The following is a 22,828-nucleotide window of genomic DNA, read 5'->3' as shown; positions in this document are numbered from 1 at the left end:
GTTACCAGAACAAGTCTATCAGCTCAGTAACTATTTAACATGGTTAAGGCATCCTAGAATGGATAAGGCGTCGCACTGGCTTTTACCGTCATCCACTGCCAGTGAGTATACAAATCCCAGTCTGCAGGGCCACACACTGCGCTGCCATTACCTGAAGCACCACAGCCACCAAATGGGTTAATGCACTCATCGTTCACGGTTTGGTCGTTAATATGCAACAGACCAACATGCAATTGCGCACCAATCGCCTGAGCACGAGACAAGTTATTCGAAATCACGGCACCAGCTAAGCCATATTCTGTGTTATTGGCTAACTCAATGGCGTCCTCATCTTTGTCAAACGTCACGATATTCACAACTGGACCAAAAATTTCTTCATCGAATGAGCGCATGCCAGGTTTTACACCACTCAATACCGTTGGCTGGTAAAATGGCCCTTCATGGGTACCACCAGCTTCTAGCTTCGCACCTGCCGCCACTGTATCTTGCACTATGGCATGTACCCTCTCTAACTGACGAGGATTGATAATAGGTCCAATTGCCACTTCACTGGTAGCAGGATTCCCCACTGGCAAATGCTTGGCTTTCTCGACAATTTTTGCCGTCAATGCTTCAGCCACACTTTGCTGAACAAGAATACGTCCAGATGCCATACAGATTTGGCCTTGATGGAAGTAAGCTCCCCATGCAATATTACTCGCAGCCACATCAAGATCCGCATCTTCCAACACGATTAGCGAGCTTTTACCGCCCAACTCTAAAGAAACTTTTTTCAGGTTACGACCACAAGCTTCACCCACTTTACGACCCGCTGCTGTGGAACCAGTAAAGGCCACCATTTGCACTTCAGGAGCGGCACAAAGTGCTTCACCCGCTTCCACACCACCTGGCAAAACTTGCAACAATCCTTTAGGAAAGCCTGCTGCTTCCAAAGCCATTGCTAAGATAAATCCGCCTGTCACTGGTGTTTGTGGGTCTGGCTTAGTGACCACAGCATTACCTGTAGCTAACGCTGGAGCAATAGAACGAATAGACAAGATAAGTGGGAAATTAAAAGGAGAAATAACCCCCACGACACCTAAAGGTTGACGCTTCGCATAAGATTGGCGTTCTGGTGTCGAAGGTAAGGTAAGACCGTTTGGTTCCAACGTCATGTTGGCTGCAAGCTGAAGAATGACAATCGCTTCTTTCACTTCATGCATACCTTTAGGAACAATACCACCCGTTTCACGTGCAATATATAAGGCTAAATCATCGAAATTTTCCTGTAGGAATTGCGCCGCCTTGTGAAACATTGCCGACTTATCTCTTGGTGGTACAGACAGCCATTCTTTTTGGGCTTTGCTGGCTTGCTGGCAAGCTAGATAAATATCGTCTGCTGTCGCCATGCCCACTTGGCTCATTGCCTCACCAGTTGCAGGTTCAATGACATCTTGTGATTGTTTCGCCGCAACCCAATCACCATTAAAAAAGTGACCTGACCATTTTTGTGATGTTAATACAGAGTTAGACATAAAATGTTCTCCTAAGTCTTATTTTTATTTGATCTCCAATAAATGGATTAGCCTGACAGAGCAATCCTCATGCCGCTTACTCAATTCCTTGATTGCTATTTACATAATTAACTGATTCTCAATAATTTTTCTCTTAAAAATCAAAAATCGAATGGGGTGTCGCAAAAAATGGATGAAGCAAACAGTTGACCATATGATGAAAAAACATTCAGACTAAGAAAAACGCTTAACCATTTCATCAGGGCAAATTGAGACAGCATAGTATGACGCATCCTTCTCGCATTTCATTGGCCGACATGGCAAAAAACGACGATACTGTTTTACTCAAAGGCAGTTCAAAGGAATTGGCGTCGCATCAATATCCTTCTATAGATGATCTAACAGAATGTCTGTATTTTTCCCCTGGAGATGGACGCATATGGCTAGAAGAAGAACGTATGATTCTCCTGCATACCTCTTCATTTGGCTTGTTACGCCAAGAACTGATTGATTCTCTTGGGTTAGACAAGTCTCGCGATATTTTAACCAGAACAGGTTACCTTTCCGGCATTAGAGATGCTGAATTAATCCGCCAACGTTGGCCAGATGCACAAGCAGCTGCCATCTTTGAAGCAGGCACCCATCTTCATGGTTTAGAAGGATTGGTGAAAGTAGAAACCCTACATTTTGAATTCGATACCGAAAAAGGTTTATATGATGGGGAATTTATCTGGCATCACAGTGCTGAAGTAGAAGAGCACATTGCCACATATGGCTTCGGCAGTTCGCCGGTATGCTGGATGGAACTTGGTTACGCTATCGGATATGTATCTGGCTTAGTCGGCTCACTGGTTGTCTTTCGTGAGGTCGAATGTCAGTGTATGGGGCATTCTGTATGTCGTGTTGTTGGAAAATCCGTTGAACTATGGGACAGTGTCGATGAAGACATCCGCTTTCTCAATACAAGAGCAACGACAAATAAAAATCCCGCTTCTGCTGACACAGCCTCACCAGATGACAACCTAGAAGAAAGTCAGGAAACGTCAATGATAGGCGTATCAGCCACCTTCACCGCAGCCAATCATGCCTTACAAAAAGTGGCTCCCACCAACGCAACTGTGTTATTTACAGGGGAATCAGGCGTCGGTAAAGAACTGTTCGCCAGTATGCTACACAAATTCAGCAAAAGAGAAGGTCCCTTTGTTGCCTTTAACTGCGCGGCGCTACCTGAAAACTTATTAGAATCCGAGCTATTTGGCGTAGAAAAAGGCGCTTATACTGGAGCCTCGCACAGCCGCCCAGGACGTTTCGAAAGAGCCAACAATGGCACCTTATTTCTCGACGAAATCGGCACCTTAAATCTTGCTGGGCAGAGTAAATTACTGCGCGCTTTACAAGAAAAGGAAATTGAACGGGTGGGCGGCATAGCACCTATAAAAGTCAATGTTCGTGTTGTGGCTGCCACCAATGTCGATCTGCGAGAGGCGGTCAAACGTGGTGAATTTAGGGAAGATTTATTCTTTCGCCTAAATGTCTTCCCTATTCATTTGCCACCATTACGAGAACGTAAAGCAGACATCCCCTTGCTGGTAAATCATTTTTATCGCTACTTTTGCCAACAACATAACAAATCCCCCACAGGCTTCACTCAGAATGCACGACGTGGCTTATTCAACTATGACTTCCCGGGTAACATTCGCGAATTGCAAAATCTCATCGAACGAGGCGTGATTGCCGCAGAAGAAAATGAGCTAATCGAGCTTCATCATGTGTTTCGCAATGAAAGCATACCAGAGGAAGTCATTTATTCTGTTAATCAAAAAGGCACTCTTAGCCAAACAAATAAACCTGTATCCAATGACAATTTAGGAGAACAGATTAAGCAATTTGCCGAGGGACAAGGTAACCTAGCATTAGAAGAATTGGAAAATCATTTGCTACAGACGGCAGTGGAATTGGCGCAAGGCAACTTATCTGAAGCCGCACGAAAGGTTGGCCTGACTAGACCGCAACTGGCCTATCGTTTGAAGAAGAAATCCGCTCCCTGATTTCTTCTTCAACATAGACCCAAGTTTGCTGTTATTCAACATAGACCCAAGTGTGCTGTTATTCAACATAGACCCAAGTGTGCTGTTATTCAACATAGACCCAGGTGTGCAGTTAAATGTAGGTAGACGCCAAGCCTCCATCAACAGGAATATTCGCACCACAAATCCATCGAGCTTGCTCCGAACATAGAAAGGTAATGACATCCGCCACTTCATCAGAAAAAGCAGGACGCAACATTCGATCAGCATCGGCTTGTACTCTTTCTTCCCCTAACATGCTGACAAAATCCCCTAAAATGGGAGTCATAACAGGGCCTGGCGCCACACAATTCATACGCACGCCATGATCTCTAAACCAAGGCAGAGCTTGTTGTGTGGTCCAAACAATAAGCGCTTCTTTAAAATACTGATAGCAAGTGTCTTGCTCTACAGGATGCTGTGCTAACCATTCGGCACCTGCATGATAGTCTTTGGTCGCAGCCAAGGCTTTATGTTCTGTTAAACGCTCTGGCCATTCCGCCCCTAAAATAGACGCCACGTTGACGACACTGGCTCCTTGGCTAAAACGCGGTAATAGGGACTCAGTCAAATAACGTAAGCCAAGATAATTAACTCGTCCTACCAATTCTGCTTCTGCAGTACCCGGAACACCAGCAATATTGCACAAAGCGTCAATTTGTTCAGGCAAGTGCGCAATGGCTTGATCAATAGCGCTAATGTCGCCCAGATCAACCTGAATGAAATCGTCCAAAGACAAACTAGCAGGGTTTCTATCCATACCAATCACTCTCGCCCCTTGATGGCGAGCAAACTTGGCAACATCAGCGCCGATACCAGAAGACACACCAGTAATCACAATCGTTTTGTTGGCTAATGACATATAGATTTCTCCTTATTTTTATTGTTCAAATCGCAAATCAATGACACGACCTAACGCCGTCATAGATGAAAAGGAATTGCACGGACCATGCCCACAAGACTAAAAATGCTGAGCGAGACATAAATGAAAAACTATATTATTGATTTAATTGATTTTATCTAAGCGACTTAATTGATTAATCACGGAATACTGAAAGGACATAGTCATTAAAATTTAACGATATGATGAAAAACCATCAAAGTATCGACAGTCGATCTTCATCATATAGAAAAGAAAAAGACAACCGCTCTTAGTCATTCACTTTGTGCTTGTAATTTCAGACGCTGCCGAATACGACTTAATGCCACAGGGGTAATGCCTAAATAAGAGGCAATTTGTTGTTGAGGAATGGTGTCTTTTAAATCTGGATATTCAACACAAAAATCCAAATAACGACGTTCTGCTGAGTGTTCAACAAAGGCACTTTCTCGCGTGTCTTTGGTGAGAAAAATTTGTTCCATGAAATGACTGTAATAGGTCAAAAAACCTAAGTCTTGATGCATCTGAGTATAAAACTCTTGCCAATCATAAGAGCTAATTACGCAATCCTGTAAGGCTTGTATACCAAATAAGGTCACCGAGTTTTCAACCATTGCACGAGTGGAACCAATAATCTTAGGTGCTCGTACAAAGGCCTTAGTAAATTCTTTGCCATCTTGGGAAATCTTCACATAACGCACCAGACCTTTATGCAAAAAGAAAAGTCGTTGAGCATAGTCCCCTTGGCGAAACAGAAAATCCCCTTTTGCCACAGCATGAAAGCTCATCGGCAAAGACAGTCTTTGCCAATCGATCTCAAAACCCTGCTCAGTAAAGTGACGTTGAAACTCGATCTCTAGTTGCGCCTTGTCCATACCCTTTCCACTGCGTCTAAATATCATTAGGCTAATATGATTAGATAAAAGTTTACCCTTCTACCAATGGTTTGATTTTAGTTTGTTGATCAATCAAATACAAAGCCACTAGCAAACACACCAGCCCCAATGCAAACCCCATATTCAGTAGCAAAGACCAGTTCCAAGTCGTCAAGACTAAATAAACTGCAACCCAAACAGGAATAGTATAAGACGCAGCCAGTATGCGATTCGCTCCCACACGACGCACCAATATCTGTTGCAGCATAAAGGTAAACAGAGTGGTGAAAATCGTGAGATATAAAGCGTTTAGCCAAAAGCCTAGCTGTCCCCAAGCCACATTAGCCAGATCGCCCCACCACAAGACAATGGGCAATAACCATATAGAACCAAACAACATGATCAGAAAGGCGCCTTCAAATGCCTCGACGGATTTCCCCCATTTTTGTACCGACACCACATGAAAGGCCAATAAAACAGAGGCTGCAAGAAAAATATAGTCACCTTTGTGCCAAACAAACGGTCCACTTCCTTGTGTCGCCAACAACACTAAAATAGCCCCAAAAGAGCCCAGCACAAAACCAAATACCTTAACGGGTGACATTGCTTCATCTAACCAGAACTTAGCGATCAACACGCCCATTAAAGGGACCAGAGTATAAAGCACGGACGTATGCAATGGCGTTGTCGATTGCAAAGCGATAAACATACCAATAAAAAAGCCAACCAAAGAACCACTAATCATTGCGTAATGCCACATCGTTGGCCCTTTAAACAAGGCTTTCATCTGCAACAGAAAATGATGCTCGGTCTTAACAAGATATTTCTTAAAGAACAAGATACCTGCCATCAACACTAGAGCAAAAACAAAACGAAAAAATGCTGTCGCAATCGGGCTGGCGTACATCACCATATTGCCCGACACCACAAAAGATGATGCCATCAATAAGGCCCATACAAAGAGCATAATCAGCGGGTTCATAACAAAGGTCCTTGTCTTAGTGACTATGGATTGATGGCATTACAAGCATGTACTTCTGCTAGTTTCGGAGCGATAAAACGATCAAATAAATGTTCTGCAATGACGCTTTCTACATGAATATGAAAGGCCTCAGCCAATAGCTTATGTAATGCTTCAGCGGACTCTATCAGACACTCGGTTTCAGTACCGTTTTGACGGATAAAGTACACATGATTACGAATCCCCGCCGTACGCTTATCATCCTTAATACTGGCTACCAAATTATTCACGAAGACAGCTTTAGGATGTTTTGAAGAATAGAAGTTTCCCAAGACACAATCTTCATCTGTGTAATGGGCCAAATCAAAGCGATATAGGGTATAAAACTGCTTAGATTGCGGCTTCCAAATTTGCAAATCGAATTCCCCATCCGCACTCTTCACAATACGGTAGGTATCCGTTGCAATGGTTTGTTCTATGTCTGGCTCTAAGCGCAATGGTTGCGTAGGACAATCTGCTCCAAATCCCATGTCAACCAGATACACATCATCTTGTATGCTGACCAAAGTAATTCTGTGAGTACGCGGACGATCTAATAATTGACCATTTAATACCCGCGCCATCACCAATCGTACGTCATAACCAAGATGGGACAAGAATTCAAAAGCCAATTTATTGTGCTCAAAACAATATCCACCAAACCCCTGGATGACTATCTTGTCGAGAATATGGGATAGATTTAAAGAAATGTCCTCACCCAATAACACGGCCAAATTATTAAAGCTGTACTGTGCAATATGATGAGATTGTAAGGAGCAAACAAAGTCCAAAGATTGGCTAGTCGGAACAGTAAGTTGTAAATCGTCTAAATAAGCCTGTAAATCTGACATGGTGATTCCCTTTGTATTTCGCAATAAAGTGGATCATACAGAGAAAGAAAAATAGAAGAATTAACCTAGGTTAAGAAGGCGCAAATTTTTCTACGCAGGCAAAACGACGGACTGATTCAAACCTTCTCTCATTTTTAGACAAGACGGGGTTTAGGCTGAATCGCCAAAAAAACCTCTATAATACAGGCACTAATAATAAAGAGAGCCCCCATATATTCAATTACTCCCATACGTTCTTCAGGTAAAATGATGCTCGCGGAAGTCACCGCCACCACCACCTCCGACATCATAAGCAAACCTGCTCGGCCTGGATTAATTAACTTCTGCCCCCAAAAAATAGCGGTTACGACCGGCATAAAAATCAACAAGGAGACCAAGCAGGTCACCAAAACAATAGAAGGCGTGAGTTCAAGATGCAGCAGAGCGAGAGGGGCAAACAGATAACCAATGACTAAGGCTCCTAATGCGGTGAAAGAAAATTGTCCCAATGCCATACCTGCTATCGGTATCTGATCATAACGTCGAACCATTGAGGCACCCAATGCCCAAAAGATACCAGATAAAAACGCCAGTAAATCGCCTTTCCCCTGCGAACCAAGATCACCTTCCGAAAGCAACAAGACCATACCTGAAAGGCCGATAAAAACCGCCAACCAACGGGACCATACAACCCGCTCTTTTAACCAAACAATTTCGATTAAAGTGGCCCAAACAGGGGTTAAATAAAATAACAAAGTGGCCCGAACGACTGAGGAGTAAATAACACCGGATGAATACAAGGCAATACCCATTCCAGTGCAAAAACCGACCAACAGAGTTTGACGCCAATAGGGGCGGTACTGTCGCCAAGTCAGCCCAACCAATAACAGCAAGGGCAAAATAGCAGGAAGATTTAACAAGGCGACAGCCGTCATACCATCTACCCCTCGAGATTCTAAATATCTCAATGGCATCCAGTAAATTCCCCAAAAAGAGGCGGCAATAAACACAACCGCCGACGCAAATTGTGTTCTTGATATGGAGAGCAATTGCATAAAACCGGTTCCTTATTGGCTTAAAACACACAGAGCATTCACTGCTCAGCAGCTCATTTAAGCCGCGTATAAAAACGATGCAACTGACAATATAACCCAATGAAAGCGATGTACAATCCTTTTGCCTGTTATCATAAGGCTCATCAAAACCTGATAACAAGGTATAAGATATAGACCAACAAAACGATGTTGATCGAATGCAGTATTGGTTCCAAAGGACAATGTCTGATCACTACTGGCCTGTTTCCAAGACCCAAGCATCCTGTCCCAAACCGCTAAAACCACGCCAAAGTTACAGTCATAATCCTCAATATTGGAAGAATGGTGACGCTGATGCTGAGCAGGTGATATAAGCCACTTCTCCCATTTTCCATAACTTAATACCACAGGCGAATGTCTCAAGTTTGCGCCAAACAGATTGAATAAAAAGGTAAAAATAGACACTCCCCAAACCGTGTAAAGGGAAACCTGATCAGGAAACAGCACAACAAAAACGCCAATACAAACCGCTTGAACCAAAGAGGCACGTAAGAAAAACAGCATGCCTTCTACTGGGTGCGTACGAAACACCGTCATGGGGGTAAGCACTTTGGCACTGTGGTGAACTCGATGAAAAGCCCAAAGAATGGGCCATTTATGCAACAGGCGATGGAGATAAAAACGACTAAAGTCGTCGAGCAAAAAATAACTCACGGTAAATAACGCCACCACAAGACTGGTCGACAGTCTGATTGGAGACATCTCCAGCATAAAGGATTGACATTGGTAGTAGACCCAAGTCGTTAATAACACACTTGATGGTAATCTAGGCGTTAACAGAGCCATTAAAAAGCGATTGATCAAAAACACTATGTAATCTGTTTGCGCGGATTTATGCCACCAAATCGTCGGCGAAAGGCATTGTTGTAGACGTGCTTTTACTTGACCGGGATAACGCCACCCAAAAAACACCATTGCCACCAATAAAGCTGACATCAAATACCAAATAGATACCCGCTTCTGCACGCTTTGCAAATCGGCAAACGTCTGCAGCAACACACTCAACAACCAATCAAGATAGGTCATAAAAACATAAGAAAAAACGAAAAAAAATGACGATAAGAGAAAGCAAAATGCCTTCTCTTATCATGGTTCGACCTTAGTCGTTTTCAGCACTCACGCCTGTATTTAGGTTTTCCATCAGATCGGAAATACCTGCCGTACGGTCACTCAGCTTGGCTTTAAGCGCAAATTTCTCAGCCAAGTGCACTTGCAGTTTCAGCATGTTCAATTTGTACTCATTCATGGAAATACTCTTACCCTGAATGAATGCACCATCAGCACCTACGGCAACCACTTGTGAATCACCAAACAATACTGGGCTGAACCCCGTCAAACGATTCAACTGAACTTGCGTTTCACCCAATTCGCGGCCTGCCGCTTGCAATGACAAGGTGAAGCCTTTCAACTCCCCCCAATGTTTCACATAGTTACGGTAAGGCTTAGCAATATCACCATTGGATTTTTCCGCTTGTTGCAGTGCTTCAATATCTTTGTAGACACTGCCCGCGTATTTAAACGCCGCTTCTGCAATGACTTTCTGCCAGTTGTCGGCAATGACCTTAGCATAGGCCTGCAACTTTTGACGCTCAGCAGTAGAGAGTTTCTCTCCTTGTGCATCTTGTATCAGCTTACGACCATCATAGAAAGCTTGCATAATGGTCTGGAAGTATTGAGTACCACCTGACGCATCCACACTGGCGGCATAATAGGCGTGAGCAAATGCCATCTCAGATTTAAGATCTATCACGCCATCCTTGTTGTAATCCGCCTTAGCAAACACCTCTGGCTTCATTTTAGTGATGTCGACAACCTCTTGCGGCGTTAAATTCAAAGCGTGAATCGGCGCGCCAAAGTAACCAAAAGCTTCATCCCAAACATGCTCTTTACCTGTGTAAGCAACGCCATCTTTATAGGCTTGATCATTAGGGTGAACATCGGCACCTAATTTCTCATCCAAGTAATGGTTAACCGCTTTATTATAGAAAACAGCACCCATAGAGAATTTCGAGATCAATTGGATATAGTCATAGCCATTAACTGGATCAAAGCCCCCTTTGGTTTTCGCCGCTTGTACTATCATACTGTTCAGTACTTCCGCCGCCGTCATATTACCTGGCCAACCAGTGACCACACCTTTATAGGCACTGGTTGCTAAGTCTTTACCGGAGGACAATTCATCAATTTTGCTTTGTTTGATCGCAAAACCTTTCTTAGTAACAGGATCGATAATGTCACGACCTGCCGCTGTACCTGAAAAATACAGATTCAAGTTATCCAGCAAAGCTTGATTCTCTTTCCCATTGCCTTGCTTACTCAATACCTTGATTGAGTTATGCAATGCGTGACGCGCAATTTGTCCGCCATATGACACTGAGCTTGTTTTATCGCCCTGATAGTCCTTTAAAGTAATGCCAAATTCATAGGTTGGTTTTGCTGCCTGTGCGGCTCCTGCCATACTTAACATCAGCAAAGATGAAACCCATTTATTTTTCATATTGAACCTCTAGTCATACTCACGCTGAGTATTTTGTTATTATAAAAAATGCAAAAAAATCGCAAAGAGACAACAAAGATACTATTGATTCTTATTTTTACTTAATGAAAAAAAGCTATAATGCGATAACTTTTATTTATAACTCATATGAAAATTTAAATAAGATATATGAAGTGATTTGATGAACTTAAGAAGGGTGTAAAATGTATAGACAAGTATAATTTTCGCCAAGATCAATCTGCTTAGCTTATGTGCCGCCAGTTCAGTGTTTGGGAAGGCTGTTCTCCAAACAGTTGCTTATAGTCTTTAGCAAATTGACTAAGATGCCAAAATCCCCATTGCGCGGCTACCTGACTAATATTGACCCTTTGCGTTGTGCTCGCCAAACTGGTTTTTACAAGATCACGACGGACACCATTTAAGCGTGACAAACGCAGATATTGAATTGGACTCATTCCAAGAATACTTTCAAAACTGTATTGCAAAGTACGGCGGCTTACATTTGCTACTTCACAAAGTTGCGTAACGGTAACCGGTGCATCCATATGCTGATCCAAAAAACTGCGGGCGCAATCCACAACTTTTTTACGATTATGATAACTTTGTGTTCGCGCAGGTTGCGGGGTCTCAACCTTCAACACTTCCAGCAAGGCCATTAAGACGACATCTTTTTGCAGACGTGATGGGGTTTCATTTTGCTCCACCGACAACAAACGTTGCAGTAAAAAACGCACTTCTTCTAAGGTTTTGTTTGGCACACCAAGACGACCATGCTCGGTAAGTTCCTTCCAATTCAAGTCCAGGCCATGAATGTCTGCGACTTTCATTAAAACACCTTGATCCACAACCAAACCAAACAAATCATATTCTTCTGGCGTTGAAAGCTGGAACTCACAGTCACCAGGTCGACACATAATAGTATTAGGATGAATGGTTAACCCATTGATACGGCTGACCTTCTGAGCTTCAAAAGGAATACCTAACCAAACAGAGTCCGGCCAGACAACACACTTTTGCTGTAATGCTTGGCTGGTATGCTCACGAAATACTTGCAAACCATCAAAAGGCAACTCGACAATACTGCCATAAAAGTTACCACGACTGGTTTGATCGTATTCTTGCTGCCAATCAGTCAGGTTACTGGCATGCAAATCGGCATCATACGCTTCAGAAACCCGGACTTTTCCGCTCCAATTTGGTGCAATTGGGTTTGTGGTTAACATATCGACCTCATCTTCCATATCCAGAAAAACCAATAACTATTTGATTTTTAATAGTTATTTAATTTTGCCATTATTTGATAACGCCTTTTCGGCAATTTCCATAAAGTAGATAAGAGCAAAACCTGTGCCTTTTCTACACGTCATCGTAATAAAGCAGTGTTATGTTTTTTAGCAGTGAGTAAACCCGTTTAAAGAGCCGATACATGAGCCCAAACCGCAAAGCACCGCAATTTCGTCATATTTTGGGTGAGCGCACCTTCACCTTCGCTGATCTTGCAGACCTTATGGCCAAAGCAACACCTGCACGTTCAGGTGATCGTTTGGCTGGGGTCAGTGCAGAAACCGCTGAACAACGCGCCGTCGCACAAATGACCTTGGCTGACGTGCCATTAACACTGTTTCTTGAACAACCCTTGATTCCCTACGAAGACGACGAAATCACACGCTTAATTATAGACGAGCATGACAAAACAGCCTTTGCACCTATCTCCCATCTTACCGTTGGCGGTTTTCGTGATTGGTTATTAAGTGACTTGGCCAGCCCAGAGATGCTGAAAACGATTCGGGCTGGCGTAACACCAGAAATGGCCGCCGCGGTAAGCAAAATCATGCGTAATCAGGATCTCATTATAGTGGCGAAGAAGTGTCATGTGCGTACGGCTTTTCGCAATACCATAGGCTTACCGGGCCACCTTTCTACCCGCTTGCAGCCCAACCATCCAACCGATGACTTAACCGGCATCGCCGCCAGCATGTTAGACGGTTTATTGTACGCTAACGGTGATGCAGTAATTGGCATAAACCCAGCGACAGACAATGTTCAACAAGCCACAAGATTAATCAAGATGATGGATGAGGTCATCCAGCATTATGACATTCCGACACAATCCTGCGTACTGACTCACGTCACCAATACTATTGAGTGCATTGAACAAGATGCGCCCGTGGATCTGGTGTTTCAATCCATTGGCGGTACGCAAGCCACTAACGACAGTTTTGGCTTCAATCTCGCCACCTTAGCCGAAGCTCAGGACGCCGCCCTGTCCTTAAAACGAGGCACGGTTGGCAACAACGTCATGTATTTTGAAACCGGCCAAGGCAGCGCCTTGTCCGCTAACGCGAATCATGGCTTAGACCAACAAACCTGCGAAGTCCGTGCCTACGCTGTAGCACGTAAATTTGATCCTTTATTAGTGAACACTGTGGTTGGCTTTATCGGCCCTGAATATTTATATGATGGTAAAGAAATCACTCGTGCCGGCCTAGAAGATCATTTTTGTGGAAAATTACTAGGTCTACCAATGGGCTGCGATGTTTGCTACACCAATCATGCCGAAGCCGATCAAAATGACATGGATAACTTGCTGACGTTATTAGGGGTTTCAGGCTGTACTTTTATTATGGGCATTCCCGGTTCTGACGACATCATGCTCAACTATCAAACCACCTCTTTTCATGATGCCCTTTATGCAAGACGCGCCTTAGGCCTAAAGCCCGCACCTGAGTTCGATGCATGGTTAGCCAAGATGGAAATCTTCAAGAATAACGAACAGTTCACTTTGAATTCAACATTACCATCAGCCTTCCAGCCTTCCCTTCAACGCTTAATAGGAGGTCTGTAATGGCGCAAGATAAATCACCTCAACAAGAAAGCGCCGTGACGGAAAACAGCTGGCAAAAGCTTAAGACCTTTACCGATGCGCGTGTTGGCCTTGGCCGCTCAGGAGTCAGTACACCAACCCAGCATTTATTGGCCTTTCAACTGGCTCATGCACAAGCCATTGATGCAGTGCATACCCAACTTAATGCACCACAGCTCGCGCAAAAAATTATGGCTCAGGATTGGGCCCCAAACTGTGCCCCCCTATTCTTGCACAGTCGCGCGATGGACCGCGCTACTTATTTACAGCGACCCGATTTTGGTCGTCGCTTAGATCAAGCGTCAGCTGAGCGCTTAGATCAACACTTTCAAACAGCAAAAACAGAATACGATTTGGCTATTGCCGTCGTGGATGGATTGTCATCTTTAGCAGTCGAACAAAATACCATGCCCTTTTTAGAAGCATTATTTGGTTATTTATCGCCTCAAAATCCACTTAATCAGCAAGACTGGTCAATTGCCCCCCTTTGTTTTGTAGAACAAGGCCGTGTTGCCATCGGCGATGACATATGCGAAAGGCTGAATGCTAAGTGCGTCATCGTGCTCATTGGTGAACGCCCTGGATTAAGCTCTCCAGACAGTTTAGGCCTGTATTTAACCTGGGGTGGAAAAGTGGGTTACACAGACGCTTACCGCAACTGTATTTCTAATATTCGTCCAGCTGGCCTGATTTATGCAGAAGCAGCACGGAAAGCTTTTTATCTGTTAAACGAAGCACGCACACTAAAATTATCCGGCGTCAAACTAAAAGACAGATCGGATGACGATTTACTTGAGCATAACGCCCAATCAACGGAGAACTTTTTAGTTTCATAAAGAAACGTCCAAGGACTCTACTGGTAAAACAGTAGAAGTTTGTCTTAGACAAACCGAAATATCATGGATTGACATATAAAAAAGCAGCGCACTAAGACGTTGTATAAATAATGACTTTGGTCACTTATAAAGCTAACTACTTCACTAAAAGGAAGAAAACTATGGCAACAGAAACCCCAACTCTGGAGTCCTTGCAAGCGTCTCTCGATGCTCAGCAAGCGATCTTTAATATGCACCAATCCATGAATGTAGAAGTTTTCTACTGGTGGTGTACCGCCATCATGGTAATGATTCACGCAGGCTTCCTAGCCTACGAAATGGGTGCGTCTCGTAGTAAAAACGCCCTTGCAGCTGGTGTCAAAAACATCTTAGCCTTGGCCGTTATCATCCCAACTTTCTACCTATTTGGCTGGTGGATCTACAATGCTTTCCCTGGTGGTATCATTCCAGCAGAAGCGTCTGGCGCTTTGCCTTGGTCACAAAGCATGGGGCCTGACGTTCAAGACATGGGCACAGGTATCTTCTGGGCTGCCTTCGCACTATTTGGTGCAACGACTGGCTCTATCATGTCTGGTGCAGTAATCGAGCGTATTCGCGTTAGTGCTTTCCTTATCCTAACCGTTATCCTTGGTAGTGCTGTGTGGATTCTTGCTGGCGCTTGGGGCTGGCACCCAGACGGCTGGATGCTGACAGAAATGGGTTACCATGACGTAGGTGCATCTGGTGTTGTACACGCTATTGCCGGCTTCTTTACTTTGGGTGTTCTAATCAATCTAGGACCTCGTGTGGGCAAATTCATCAATGGTGTACCACAACAAATCCGTGCTCATAACCTACCAATGACCCTGATTGGTTTGATGATGATCATCTTTGGTTTCTTCGGTTTCCTAGGCGGTTGTATCATCTTCAACGGTGGCGACACTGGCTGGACAACCATCTACAACAACCCAACTAACTTGTCTGCTTTTGCGTTCAATACTCTAATGGGCTTTGCAGGTGGCGTAATCGGTTGTTACATCGCAACTCGCGATCCTTTCTGGACCATGTCTGGTGGTCTGGTTGGTATCATTTCTGTTGCCGCAGGTCTTGATCTATACGATCCAGGTTTGGCCTTCATCATCGCAACTTGCGTAAGCTTCATTGCGGTTGGTGCAGCCAAATTCCTTGAGAAAAAAGGCATTGATGATGCTGTTGGCGCCGTTTCCGTTCACGGTGTAACTGGTGTGGTTGCGGTCATCCTAGTAGGGGTATTTGCAGGCGGTACGCCAAACGTTGGTGGCAACCCAGCAATCAGCCTATACGGCCAAACAGTATGTGCCATTGTGATGGCGGTACTTGGTTTTGTTCCTGGTTACCTTGTGTCTTACATCTTGAAGAAATTCAACGTACTACGTGTGCCAGAAAATGTAGAAGTATTGGGTCTGGACGAAGTTGAAATCTTAGCTCACCCTTATCCAGAGAGCGTACCTGCTAAAGGCAACACAACTGAATCTGGTGATCTAGAAGCGAAAGGAGCTTAATTATGGGTACATCAATTACTTCATGGGAAAACGTATCAGCTTACTTTACTTTTGCTGATAGCCCAATTTTGTTAATGCTATTCAGCCTAGGCGTGGCTGGCATTGTTGTTGGTCTTATTCGTTTCATTATGAAGCATGAAACAAAAGCCTTTGATAATCATAAATAACATTGACTGATTAGCTAAGGTAAATAAACGCCCCCATGACGAATGTCATGGGGGCGTTTTTGTTTGTCTGCTAAAAATTCAACCGAAAGGTCAAAATTAGCAAAGTTTTTGCATACAATCTAAGTATCCTCTATTAACTGATTCATTTAGGTAGCTCACAACACATGAAACATTATTTAGAAAGAGATTTTGCAGGTTACGGTCGCGATCAGTTACCCAAGGTCAATTGGCCAAATGACGCCCGTATTGCCGTTCAGTTTGTACTAAATTTTGAAGAAGGCGGTGAAAACTGTGTGGCGCATGGTGACGAGCATTCTGAAACCTTCTTATCTGAAATGTTTGGCGCTCAAGCCTATAAAGACAGGCACATGAGTATGGAATCTCTGTACGAGTACGGCTCTCGTGCTGGGGTTTGGCGGATTCTCAATGAGTTTAGACGCCGTGACCTACCACTCACCATCTTTGCGGTTTCCACCGCTCTGCAACGTAATCCTGAAGTGGCACAAGCCATTGTCGATGCCAATCATGAGATTGTCTGTCATGGATTAAAATGGATTCATTATCAAGAGATGCCAATCGAAGAAGAAAGACGCCATATGCAGGAAGCCTTAGCGCTGATCGAAAACCTCACAGGCGTCAAACCAATGGGTTGGTATACAGGACGAGATTCGCCCAATACCCGTGCACTGGTTGCCGAACATACACAGCTAAAATACGACTCCGACAATTATGGTGACGATCTGCCCTATTGGGTCAAAGTCCCACACCATGAAGACGCCAGTCAGACGAAACCGCATCTTATTGTGCCTTACACATTAGATTGCAACGACATGCGCTTTTCGTCACCTTATGGTTTCAGTCATGGAGAGGAATTTTTCCAATACTTAAAAGACAACTTTGATTGTCTTTACGAAGAAGGCCAAACAACCCCTAAAATGATGTCCATTGGTATGCACTGTCGTACACTTGGTAAGCCCAGTCGTTTTATGGCCCTAAAGAAATTCCTTGATTATGTTCAGTCTCATGACAAGGTCTGGATCACCCGCCGCTGTGACATTGCCAACCATTGGATCGAACACCACCCACCGCAAAAGAACTAGTATTCTCACCTTTTGAGCATCAAAAAAGGGCTTTAAAAATGACATTTTGCCCTTTTTTGGATCACGAAAACTGTTTTAATAATAACGAATGCGATTCTGGTAAGAGTCGCTTTTGACTTGATGCTGGTAATTTAACGGCGTCGCTGTTACCAATCTTTTAAATTCGCGCAGGAAATGAGATTGATCACTAAACCCTAGATCACACGCTAGATCTGAAAAAGTGACATCATCATTATGGTTAATATCGTAGATCGCCGATTGGCAGCGCACAATGCGACAAAACATTTTTGGTGACATACCAACTTCATCACGAAATATACGCTGTATCGTACGTAAGGTATAACCGGTCAAACACTCCAGTTCTTCCATTCTTAAATTACCTTTTTGCTCACAGATATGCTGAACAACCATAGCCGTCAATGCAGAAAATTCACGCGCTCCTTGACCAGTAAAAAATCTCTCAGCAATGGATACCTGCTTAGAAAAACATTGCTCATCAACAACTTGCTCAAACATTTGTTTTGCTTTAGGTGCCATATCCAACAAATTATATTGATGCTGAACCAAATCCTCCGCGCACACATCAAACAACTCTGAAATCACTCCCGTCGCAAAACGCACGCCAAAATATTTATGGCGATGAATAAAACATGGGTTAGTAGCTTCCAATGCGGTACCACAAACATTCGCAACAGGGTTTGACTCATCGCAATCGAACACAATATCAACACACCCATCTGGAATCGCAAAAGCGGACTCGGCTGATTTATCGGCCTCAAAACTGTAGTAATGAGAAATTTCAGGGCGCATAGAAGGACTGACAGAAAAATCCTGCGCAGCACTCAAGACAAACCAAGGCTGTTTCGAATGGATACATGAAACTCGATCAATAATAGAAGTTGGCGGCACAATTCAGACCTCTGTTGAAGGTAAGTCAGTCTAAATGTAAAGCAAAAATAACGCCAATATTCAGTTGAAAAGGAATGTAATGATAATGTCGCAAAAGTTCAATACGAATGACAAATATGAATTTACATTAAAAGAATCCGCTGTCTTTTTTACCTCTTAGGTCATTAATAGCGGCCTATTCGCTTATTAAAACTAGCCTGAGCGATATCAATACAACACTTTTTCAACCGAGGCATCTTTAATGTCAGACAATACTAAAATTGATTTTATCTATCTTTCTGAACAAGACATGATTAAAGCTGGCGTAACGGACATGCCAAAATGCGTAGACACCATGGAAGAAATGTTTGCACTGCTGCATACAGGTGATTACCGCATGGCAGGCCCAAACAGTGATTCTCACGGTGCCATGATCACCTTTCCAGAAGAATCTCCTTTTCCAAATATGCCTAAACCAACTGCTGACCGCCGCTTGATGGCCATGCCAGCTTACCTTGGTGGAGACTTTCAAACCTGTGGTGTCAAATGGTACGGCTCTAATATTGCTAACCGTGAAAAAGGTCTACCACGTTCAATTCTTATGATGATCTTGAACGACATAGACACTGGTGCTCCTCTTGCCTACATGTCAGCCAACTTGCTTTCCGCTTACCGTACTGGTGCCATTCCGGGTGTGGGCGCTCGCCATTTGGCGCGCAAAGATTCCAAAGTAGTGGGTTTACTTGGCCCAGGTGTGATGGGTAAAACATCAGTAGCCGCCTTTATCGCCGCCTGCCCACTAATTGACACCATCAAAGTAAAAGGGCGCAGTCAGAAAAGCATTGACGACTTCATTACTTGGGCACAAGAAAACTACCCACAAGTCACCAAGATTGAAGTGGTAGACACCATAGAAGAAGTGGTACGCGGTTCTGACATCGTCACTTACTGCAACTCTGGTGAAACCGGTGACCCATCTAAATACCCTCTTGTTAAGCGTGAATGGGTGAAACCTGGCACCTATTTAGCCATGCCAGCTTACTGCAGCCTAGATGAAGACATGGAACGTAAAGACGTGCGCAAAGTACTAGACAATACCGGTCTTTATGAAGCTTGGTTTGAAGAAGTTCCCAAACCTGCCCACAACCACATTCCTCTACCTGGTGTGCGTTTTATGGACATGGTAGAGCAAGGATTAATCACTAAAGACGATCTTGAAGACCTTGGCGCTATCGTCGCAGGGGACACTCAGGGCCGCCAAAACGATGAAGAAATCATCATTCTATCTGTCGGCGGCATGCCTGTAGAAGACGTTGCTTGGGCAACCAAAATCTATCGTAACGCTTTAGAAAAAGGCATCGGCGTCAAACTCAATCTTTGGGATACCCCAGTACTTAGATAATTTTTACCTTCCTTGGCAAACCCATGCCAAGGAAGCACTTTTTCGATATTGAGGCAATACAATGGCAAACATCATCAAGCTAAAAACAGGTTCCAAGTTCGAAGAAATCGGCAGTTATTCACGTGTTGTCGCCGTCGACAATTGGATATTTGTCTCTAACTCCGCGGGACGAAATCCTATTACTAAAGAAATCCCAGTCGACGTATTAGAGCAAGCTGAGCAAGTTTTTAACAACATAGAAACAGCACTCGAAGCGGTTGATTCCTGTCTTGCTGACGTTGTCATGTCGCGCGTTTTTATTCAAGACCCAGCCGACACGCACAAAGTCATGGAGTTCGTAGGCTCTAAATTTCAAGGCATTGATCCAGCGACCACGGTAACTTGCCCGCCACTCGGCTCAACACAATACAAGGTTGAACTGGAAGTAACGGCTTATCGCGGTGCCGATAAAGCGCCAACCCAAAGAATTTCTCTTTAATCTCTGATGAGGGATTACCTGACAGCCTCGTCATTGCAAGGTAAACACATATGACAAAACTTCTCGATACTGTTGTCACTGGAGTCAAGATCCCTAAATCTACCTCCGTGGTGATTATCGGTGGCGGCATCGTTGGTATCAGTGCCGCACTGACATTGGCAGAACGCAATATTCCTGTTGTTCTGCTGGAAAAAGGTCACATTGCAGGAGAGCAATCGTCTCGAAATTTAGGCTGGATTCGTAAAACCAGTCGCCATGCAGCGGATGTTCCTCTTGCCTCAGCCGCAGACAAACTTTGGGCAGAAATGCCTGAACGTATCGGGCAAGAAGTAGGTTATAAACAATCCGGTATTTTATTTCTTGCTAAAACTGAAGAACAAGTCGCTATGCATGAAGGCTGGCTAAAATCTGTTGAGCATTTAGATCTCGACTCTAAAATGCTCAGCGCAAAAGAGATTGATCAACATGTACCAGGTGGGCAAGCCGATTGGCAAGGTGGCATTTATACGCCTTCCGATGGTCGTGCTGAACCAGCCATTGCAACAAGCGCTATGGCCAAAGCTGCCATTGAAAAAGGCGCAATCTTAATCCAACAATGCGCGGTCCGCAGTTTGATCACCAGCACAGGAAAAGTGAGTGGTGTCGTGACTGAACATGGTGAAATACAATGCGACCAAGTATTACTCACAGGTGGCGCTTGGTCTCGTCGTTTCCTTGGTAATCATGGCATTGCTCTGCCGACTTTACCATTAATCTGTTCCGTCTTACGTACCAAGCCTATGGAAGGGCCAACCGATATCGCGGTGGGCGGCCCAGACTTTTCCTTTCGCAAACACAAAGATGGCGGCTTTATCATTACCCAGCGTGGCAAATTAGATGCGCCTATCACCTTTGATCACTTGCTTATTGGGCACAAATACTTGGAGCAATTAAAAGCCCAAGGCGGCTTTTTAAATGTGTCCTTTGGCAAAGATTTTTTCAAAGAATTAATGCTTCCAAAACACTGGAAAGCAAATCAAGTATCGCCTTTCGAAAAAATTCGAACCAGAAATCCCAAGTTTAATCCCAAACTCAACCAAGATGCTTTGGATAATTTAACCAAAGCATGGCCTGCATTTGCCGAAGCAGAAGTAGAAGAAGCCTGGGCAGGACTGATTGACGTCACACCAGACTCAAACCCAGTTATTGATCGTATTGACGCTCTTCCAGGCTTAACCATAGCAACAGGTTTTTCCGGTCATGGATTTGGTACTGGTCCAGCCGCCGGGCAGGTTGCTGCGGACTTAGTCACCAATGCTACGCCCCTGATAGACCCGAAACCCTATCGATTTGATCGATTGTAAACAATATATCTAAAAAAAGCGTTTAAACGCTTAACCATAAGAGGAACAAAAAATGTCAGATCTCTCTCAATCTCAAACGGTTAGTAGCGCGGCTTCGGCCGCCACTCACTCAGTAAAAAAACTCGGCCTACCAACAATGATGGGGATTTGTGTTGGTTTGGTCATAGTGCAAGGTGCTATGATTTCGGCTTTACAAGGCACAGGAATTGGTGGCATGGCCTTCATTGCCGCCATGATCACTGCCTTGATTCTCGCGCAATTTAATGCCATGAGCTTTGCCGAACTGTCTTTGATGTTTCCTGAGAAAGGCACATTAGCCACCTACACTCAAAAAGCCATCGGCCACTTTCCTGCAATTGTTTCTGTATTCGCAGGTTACGTTGTGGTTGCTATTTTAGCTCTGCCGGTAGAAATGTTTCTGGTCGACGCCATGTTAGGTCAGTTATTGCCGGGACTGTTGCCTGAAAAAGTAGCTCCTTTGCTGATATTAGGATTGTTTACCATTACCAATTTGATTGGTACAGACGTCTTCGCGAAGGTACAAAATTTACTCGCATTCGTTCTGATCAGTGCGCTGATTTTAATTGGCTTAGTAGCCATTACAGGTACTGGAGAGCCCCAACCATCCCTAACAGGGCCCAGTGTCGATTGGAGCTTTGGCGGTGTACTGGATGGCAGTTTTATTGGTCTGGTTGGCTTAGCCCTATGGACTATGGTTGGTGTGGAATTTATTTGTCCATTGATAAAGGATGTTAAAAGCCCGAACAAAAATATCCCGCGCGCCATGCATTTATCTTTGTTCATGATCTTTTTCATTTTCCTCGCCTTTACTTATGGCGCAAGTTTATATCTTGATATACCCAGTCTTTTAGAATCACCGCTGCCTTACCTTGACTATGCTAATGCAGTGTTTGGTCAAGCAGGACTAATCATCGCCACCATCATGGCACTGGCCGCCACTTGCAGTACCATGAATACAGTTCTTGCTGCAGTGCCGCGTATGCTTCAAGGTATGGCCGAGCAAGGTCAGGCATTCCCTCAGCTTAAAGCAACAAACAAATTTGATGCACCTTGGGTAGCCATTTTGATGCTTGCCATTGGAGCGAGTATTCCTTTCTTTGTATTTGGCATTGACTCTCTGATTGTTTTAGTCATCGCAGCCACCACCAGCTGGCTTCTCGCGTACTGCGTTGCACACATCAATGTGATGGTGTTGCGTAAACGTTTACCTAATCACAATCGCCCCTATCGCACTCCTTTCTATCCCTTGCCACAGATACTCGGTGTATTAGGCATGCTTTACATTGCTCTGAATAACTCACCGACGCCTGAAATGACACAAATGGTATACAGCATTACCGGAGGTATCTTGCTTTTGCTCGCCATTATTGGTGCCATTTGGGTGAAGTTCTTTATGAAACGCGGTCTATTTGAAGCCGATATGAACTAACTCAAGTTTAAGTTTAGCCTCATGGTTAACAGCACCTCAATGTAGG

At 44.1% G+C, this 22,828-nt stretch carries 20 protein-coding genes; 10 read left to right on the top strand and 10 right to left on the bottom strand.

The window, feature by feature from the left end:
• Positions 1-53: 53 nt before the first annotated feature.
• Positions 54-1,514, bottom strand: coding sequence for a benzaldehyde dehydrogenase (locus tag ABXS85_RS13850; RefSeq protein WP_353667109.1), 1,461 nt, complete (start codon positions 1,512-1,514; stop codon positions 54-56).
• A 263-nt stretch (positions 1,515-1,777) separates the two neighbouring features.
• Here ABXS85_RS13850 and ABXS85_RS13845 point away from each other — a divergent pair, with 263 nt between their 5' ends.
• Entirely contained in the window at positions 1,778-3,541 is a 1,764-nt protein-coding gene (locus ABXS85_RS13845; RefSeq protein WP_353667108.1) for a sigma-54-dependent Fis family transcriptional regulator, read from the top strand.
• A gap of 112 nt (positions 3,542-3,653) precedes the next feature.
• Here the strand turns inward: ABXS85_RS13845 and ABXS85_RS13840 are convergent, their stop codons facing one another.
• The 8 genes from ABXS85_RS13840 to ABXS85_RS13805 form a co-directional block, all read right to left on the bottom strand.
• Positions 3,654-4,421, bottom strand: coding sequence for a coniferyl-alcohol dehydrogenase (locus ABXS85_RS13840; protein WP_353667107.1), 768 nt, complete (start codon positions 4,419-4,421; stop codon positions 3,654-3,656).
• 293 nt (positions 4,422-4,714) lie between these two features.
• Entirely contained in the window at positions 4,715-5,314 is a 600-nt protein-coding gene (locus tag ABXS85_RS13835; protein ID WP_353667106.1) for a Crp/Fnr family transcriptional regulator, read from the bottom strand.
• Between the two features lie 52 nt (positions 5,315-5,366).
• Entirely contained in the window at positions 5,367-6,296 is a 930-nt protein-coding gene (locus ABXS85_RS13830) for a DMT family transporter (protein ID WP_353667105.1), read from the bottom strand.
• Between the two features lie 23 nt (positions 6,297-6,319).
• Complete coding sequence (locus ABXS85_RS13825) at positions 6,320-7,165, bottom strand: arylamine N-acetyltransferase (protein ID WP_353667104.1); 846 nt, start codon at positions 7,163-7,165, stop codon at positions 6,320-6,322.
• Between the two features lie 134 nt (positions 7,166-7,299).
• Entirely contained in the window at positions 7,300-8,199 is a 900-nt protein-coding gene (locus tag ABXS85_RS13820) for an EamA family transporter (protein WP_353667103.1), read from the bottom strand.
• Positions 8,200-8,256: 57 nt separating this feature from the next.
• Complete coding sequence (locus tag ABXS85_RS13815) at positions 8,257-9,264, bottom strand: sterol desaturase family protein (protein WP_353667102.1); 1,008 nt, start codon at positions 9,262-9,264, stop codon at positions 8,257-8,259.
• 73 nt (positions 9,265-9,337) lie between these two features.
• Entirely contained in the window at positions 9,338-10,735 is a 1,398-nt protein-coding gene (locus ABXS85_RS13810; protein ID WP_353667101.1) for a DUF4856 domain-containing protein, read from the bottom strand.
• A gap of 242 nt (positions 10,736-10,977) precedes the next feature.
• Entirely contained in the window at positions 10,978-11,958 is a 981-nt protein-coding gene (locus tag ABXS85_RS13805) for a helix-turn-helix domain-containing protein (RefSeq protein WP_353667100.1), read from the bottom strand.
• A gap of 203 nt (positions 11,959-12,161) precedes the next feature.
• On the opposite strand from ABXS85_RS13805, the gene ABXS85_RS13800 reads away from it, so the two are divergent.
• From ABXS85_RS13800 to puuE, 5 genes are all read left to right on the top strand, one after another.
• Positions 12,162-13,580, top strand: a complete 1,419-nt coding sequence (locus tag ABXS85_RS13800; protein ID WP_353667099.1) for an ethanolamine ammonia-lyase subunit EutB — start codon at positions 12,162-12,164, stop codon at positions 13,578-13,580.
• On the top strand, positions 13,580-14,434 hold the full coding sequence (gene eutC, locus ABXS85_RS13795) for an ethanolamine ammonia-lyase subunit EutC (RefSeq protein ID WP_353667098.1): 855 nt from the start codon (positions 13,580-13,582) through the stop codon (positions 14,432-14,434). Before ABXS85_RS13800 ends, eutC begins: the two co-directional genes overlap by 1 nt.
• Before the next feature lie 161 nt (positions 14,435-14,595).
• Entirely contained in the window at positions 14,596-15,954 is a 1,359-nt protein-coding gene (locus tag ABXS85_RS13790; protein WP_353667097.1) for an ammonium transporter, read from the top strand.
• 2 nt (positions 15,955-15,956) lie between these two features.
• On the top strand, positions 15,957-16,121 hold the full coding sequence (locus tag ABXS85_RS13785) for a hypothetical protein (protein WP_353667096.1): 165 nt from the start codon (positions 15,957-15,959) through the stop codon (positions 16,119-16,121).
• A 164-nt stretch (positions 16,122-16,285) separates the two neighbouring features.
• Positions 16,286-17,221, top strand: a complete 936-nt coding sequence (gene puuE / locus ABXS85_RS13780; RefSeq protein WP_353667095.1) for an allantoinase PuuE — start codon at positions 16,286-16,288, stop codon at positions 17,219-17,221.
• 75 nt (positions 17,222-17,296) lie between these two features.
• Here puuE and ABXS85_RS13775 read toward each other — a convergent pair whose 3' ends face one another.
• Positions 17,297-18,130: a helix-turn-helix domain-containing protein gene (locus ABXS85_RS13775; RefSeq protein ID WP_353667094.1), complete on the bottom strand. Its 834-nt coding sequence runs from the start codon at positions 18,128-18,130 to the stop codon at positions 17,297-17,299.
• 241 nt (positions 18,131-18,371) lie between these two features.
• On the opposite strand from ABXS85_RS13775, the gene ABXS85_RS13770 reads away from it, so the two are divergent.
• The 4 genes from ABXS85_RS13770 (at position 18,372) to ABXS85_RS13755 (ending at position 22,782) form a co-directional block, all read left to right on the top strand.
• Positions 18,372-19,511, top strand: a complete 1,140-nt coding sequence (locus tag ABXS85_RS13770; protein ID WP_353667093.1) for a tyramine oxidase subunit B — start codon at positions 18,372-18,374, stop codon at positions 19,509-19,511.
• 61 nt (positions 19,512-19,572) lie between these two features.
• Complete coding sequence (locus ABXS85_RS13765; protein ID WP_353667092.1) at positions 19,573-19,989, top strand: Rid family hydrolase; 417 nt, start codon at positions 19,573-19,575, stop codon at positions 19,987-19,989.
• A gap of 50 nt (positions 19,990-20,039) precedes the next feature.
• Complete coding sequence (locus ABXS85_RS13760; protein WP_353667091.1) at positions 20,040-21,332, top strand: FAD-binding oxidoreductase; 1,293 nt, start codon at positions 20,040-20,042, stop codon at positions 21,330-21,332.
• Between the two features lie 52 nt (positions 21,333-21,384).
• Positions 21,385-22,782, top strand: a complete 1,398-nt coding sequence (locus ABXS85_RS13755; RefSeq protein WP_353667090.1) for an APC family permease — start codon at positions 21,385-21,387, stop codon at positions 22,780-22,782.
• Positions 22,783-22,828 lie beyond the last annotated feature (46 nt).

This window comes from Marinomonas sp. THO17 (assembly GCF_040436405.1).
In the GTDB taxonomy this organism is placed as follows: Bacteria; Pseudomonadota; Gammaproteobacteria; order Pseudomonadales; family Marinomonadaceae; genus Marinomonas.
Note: the sequence above shows the minus strand (reverse complement) of the source record. Positions and strands in the feature narration are given on the sequence as shown.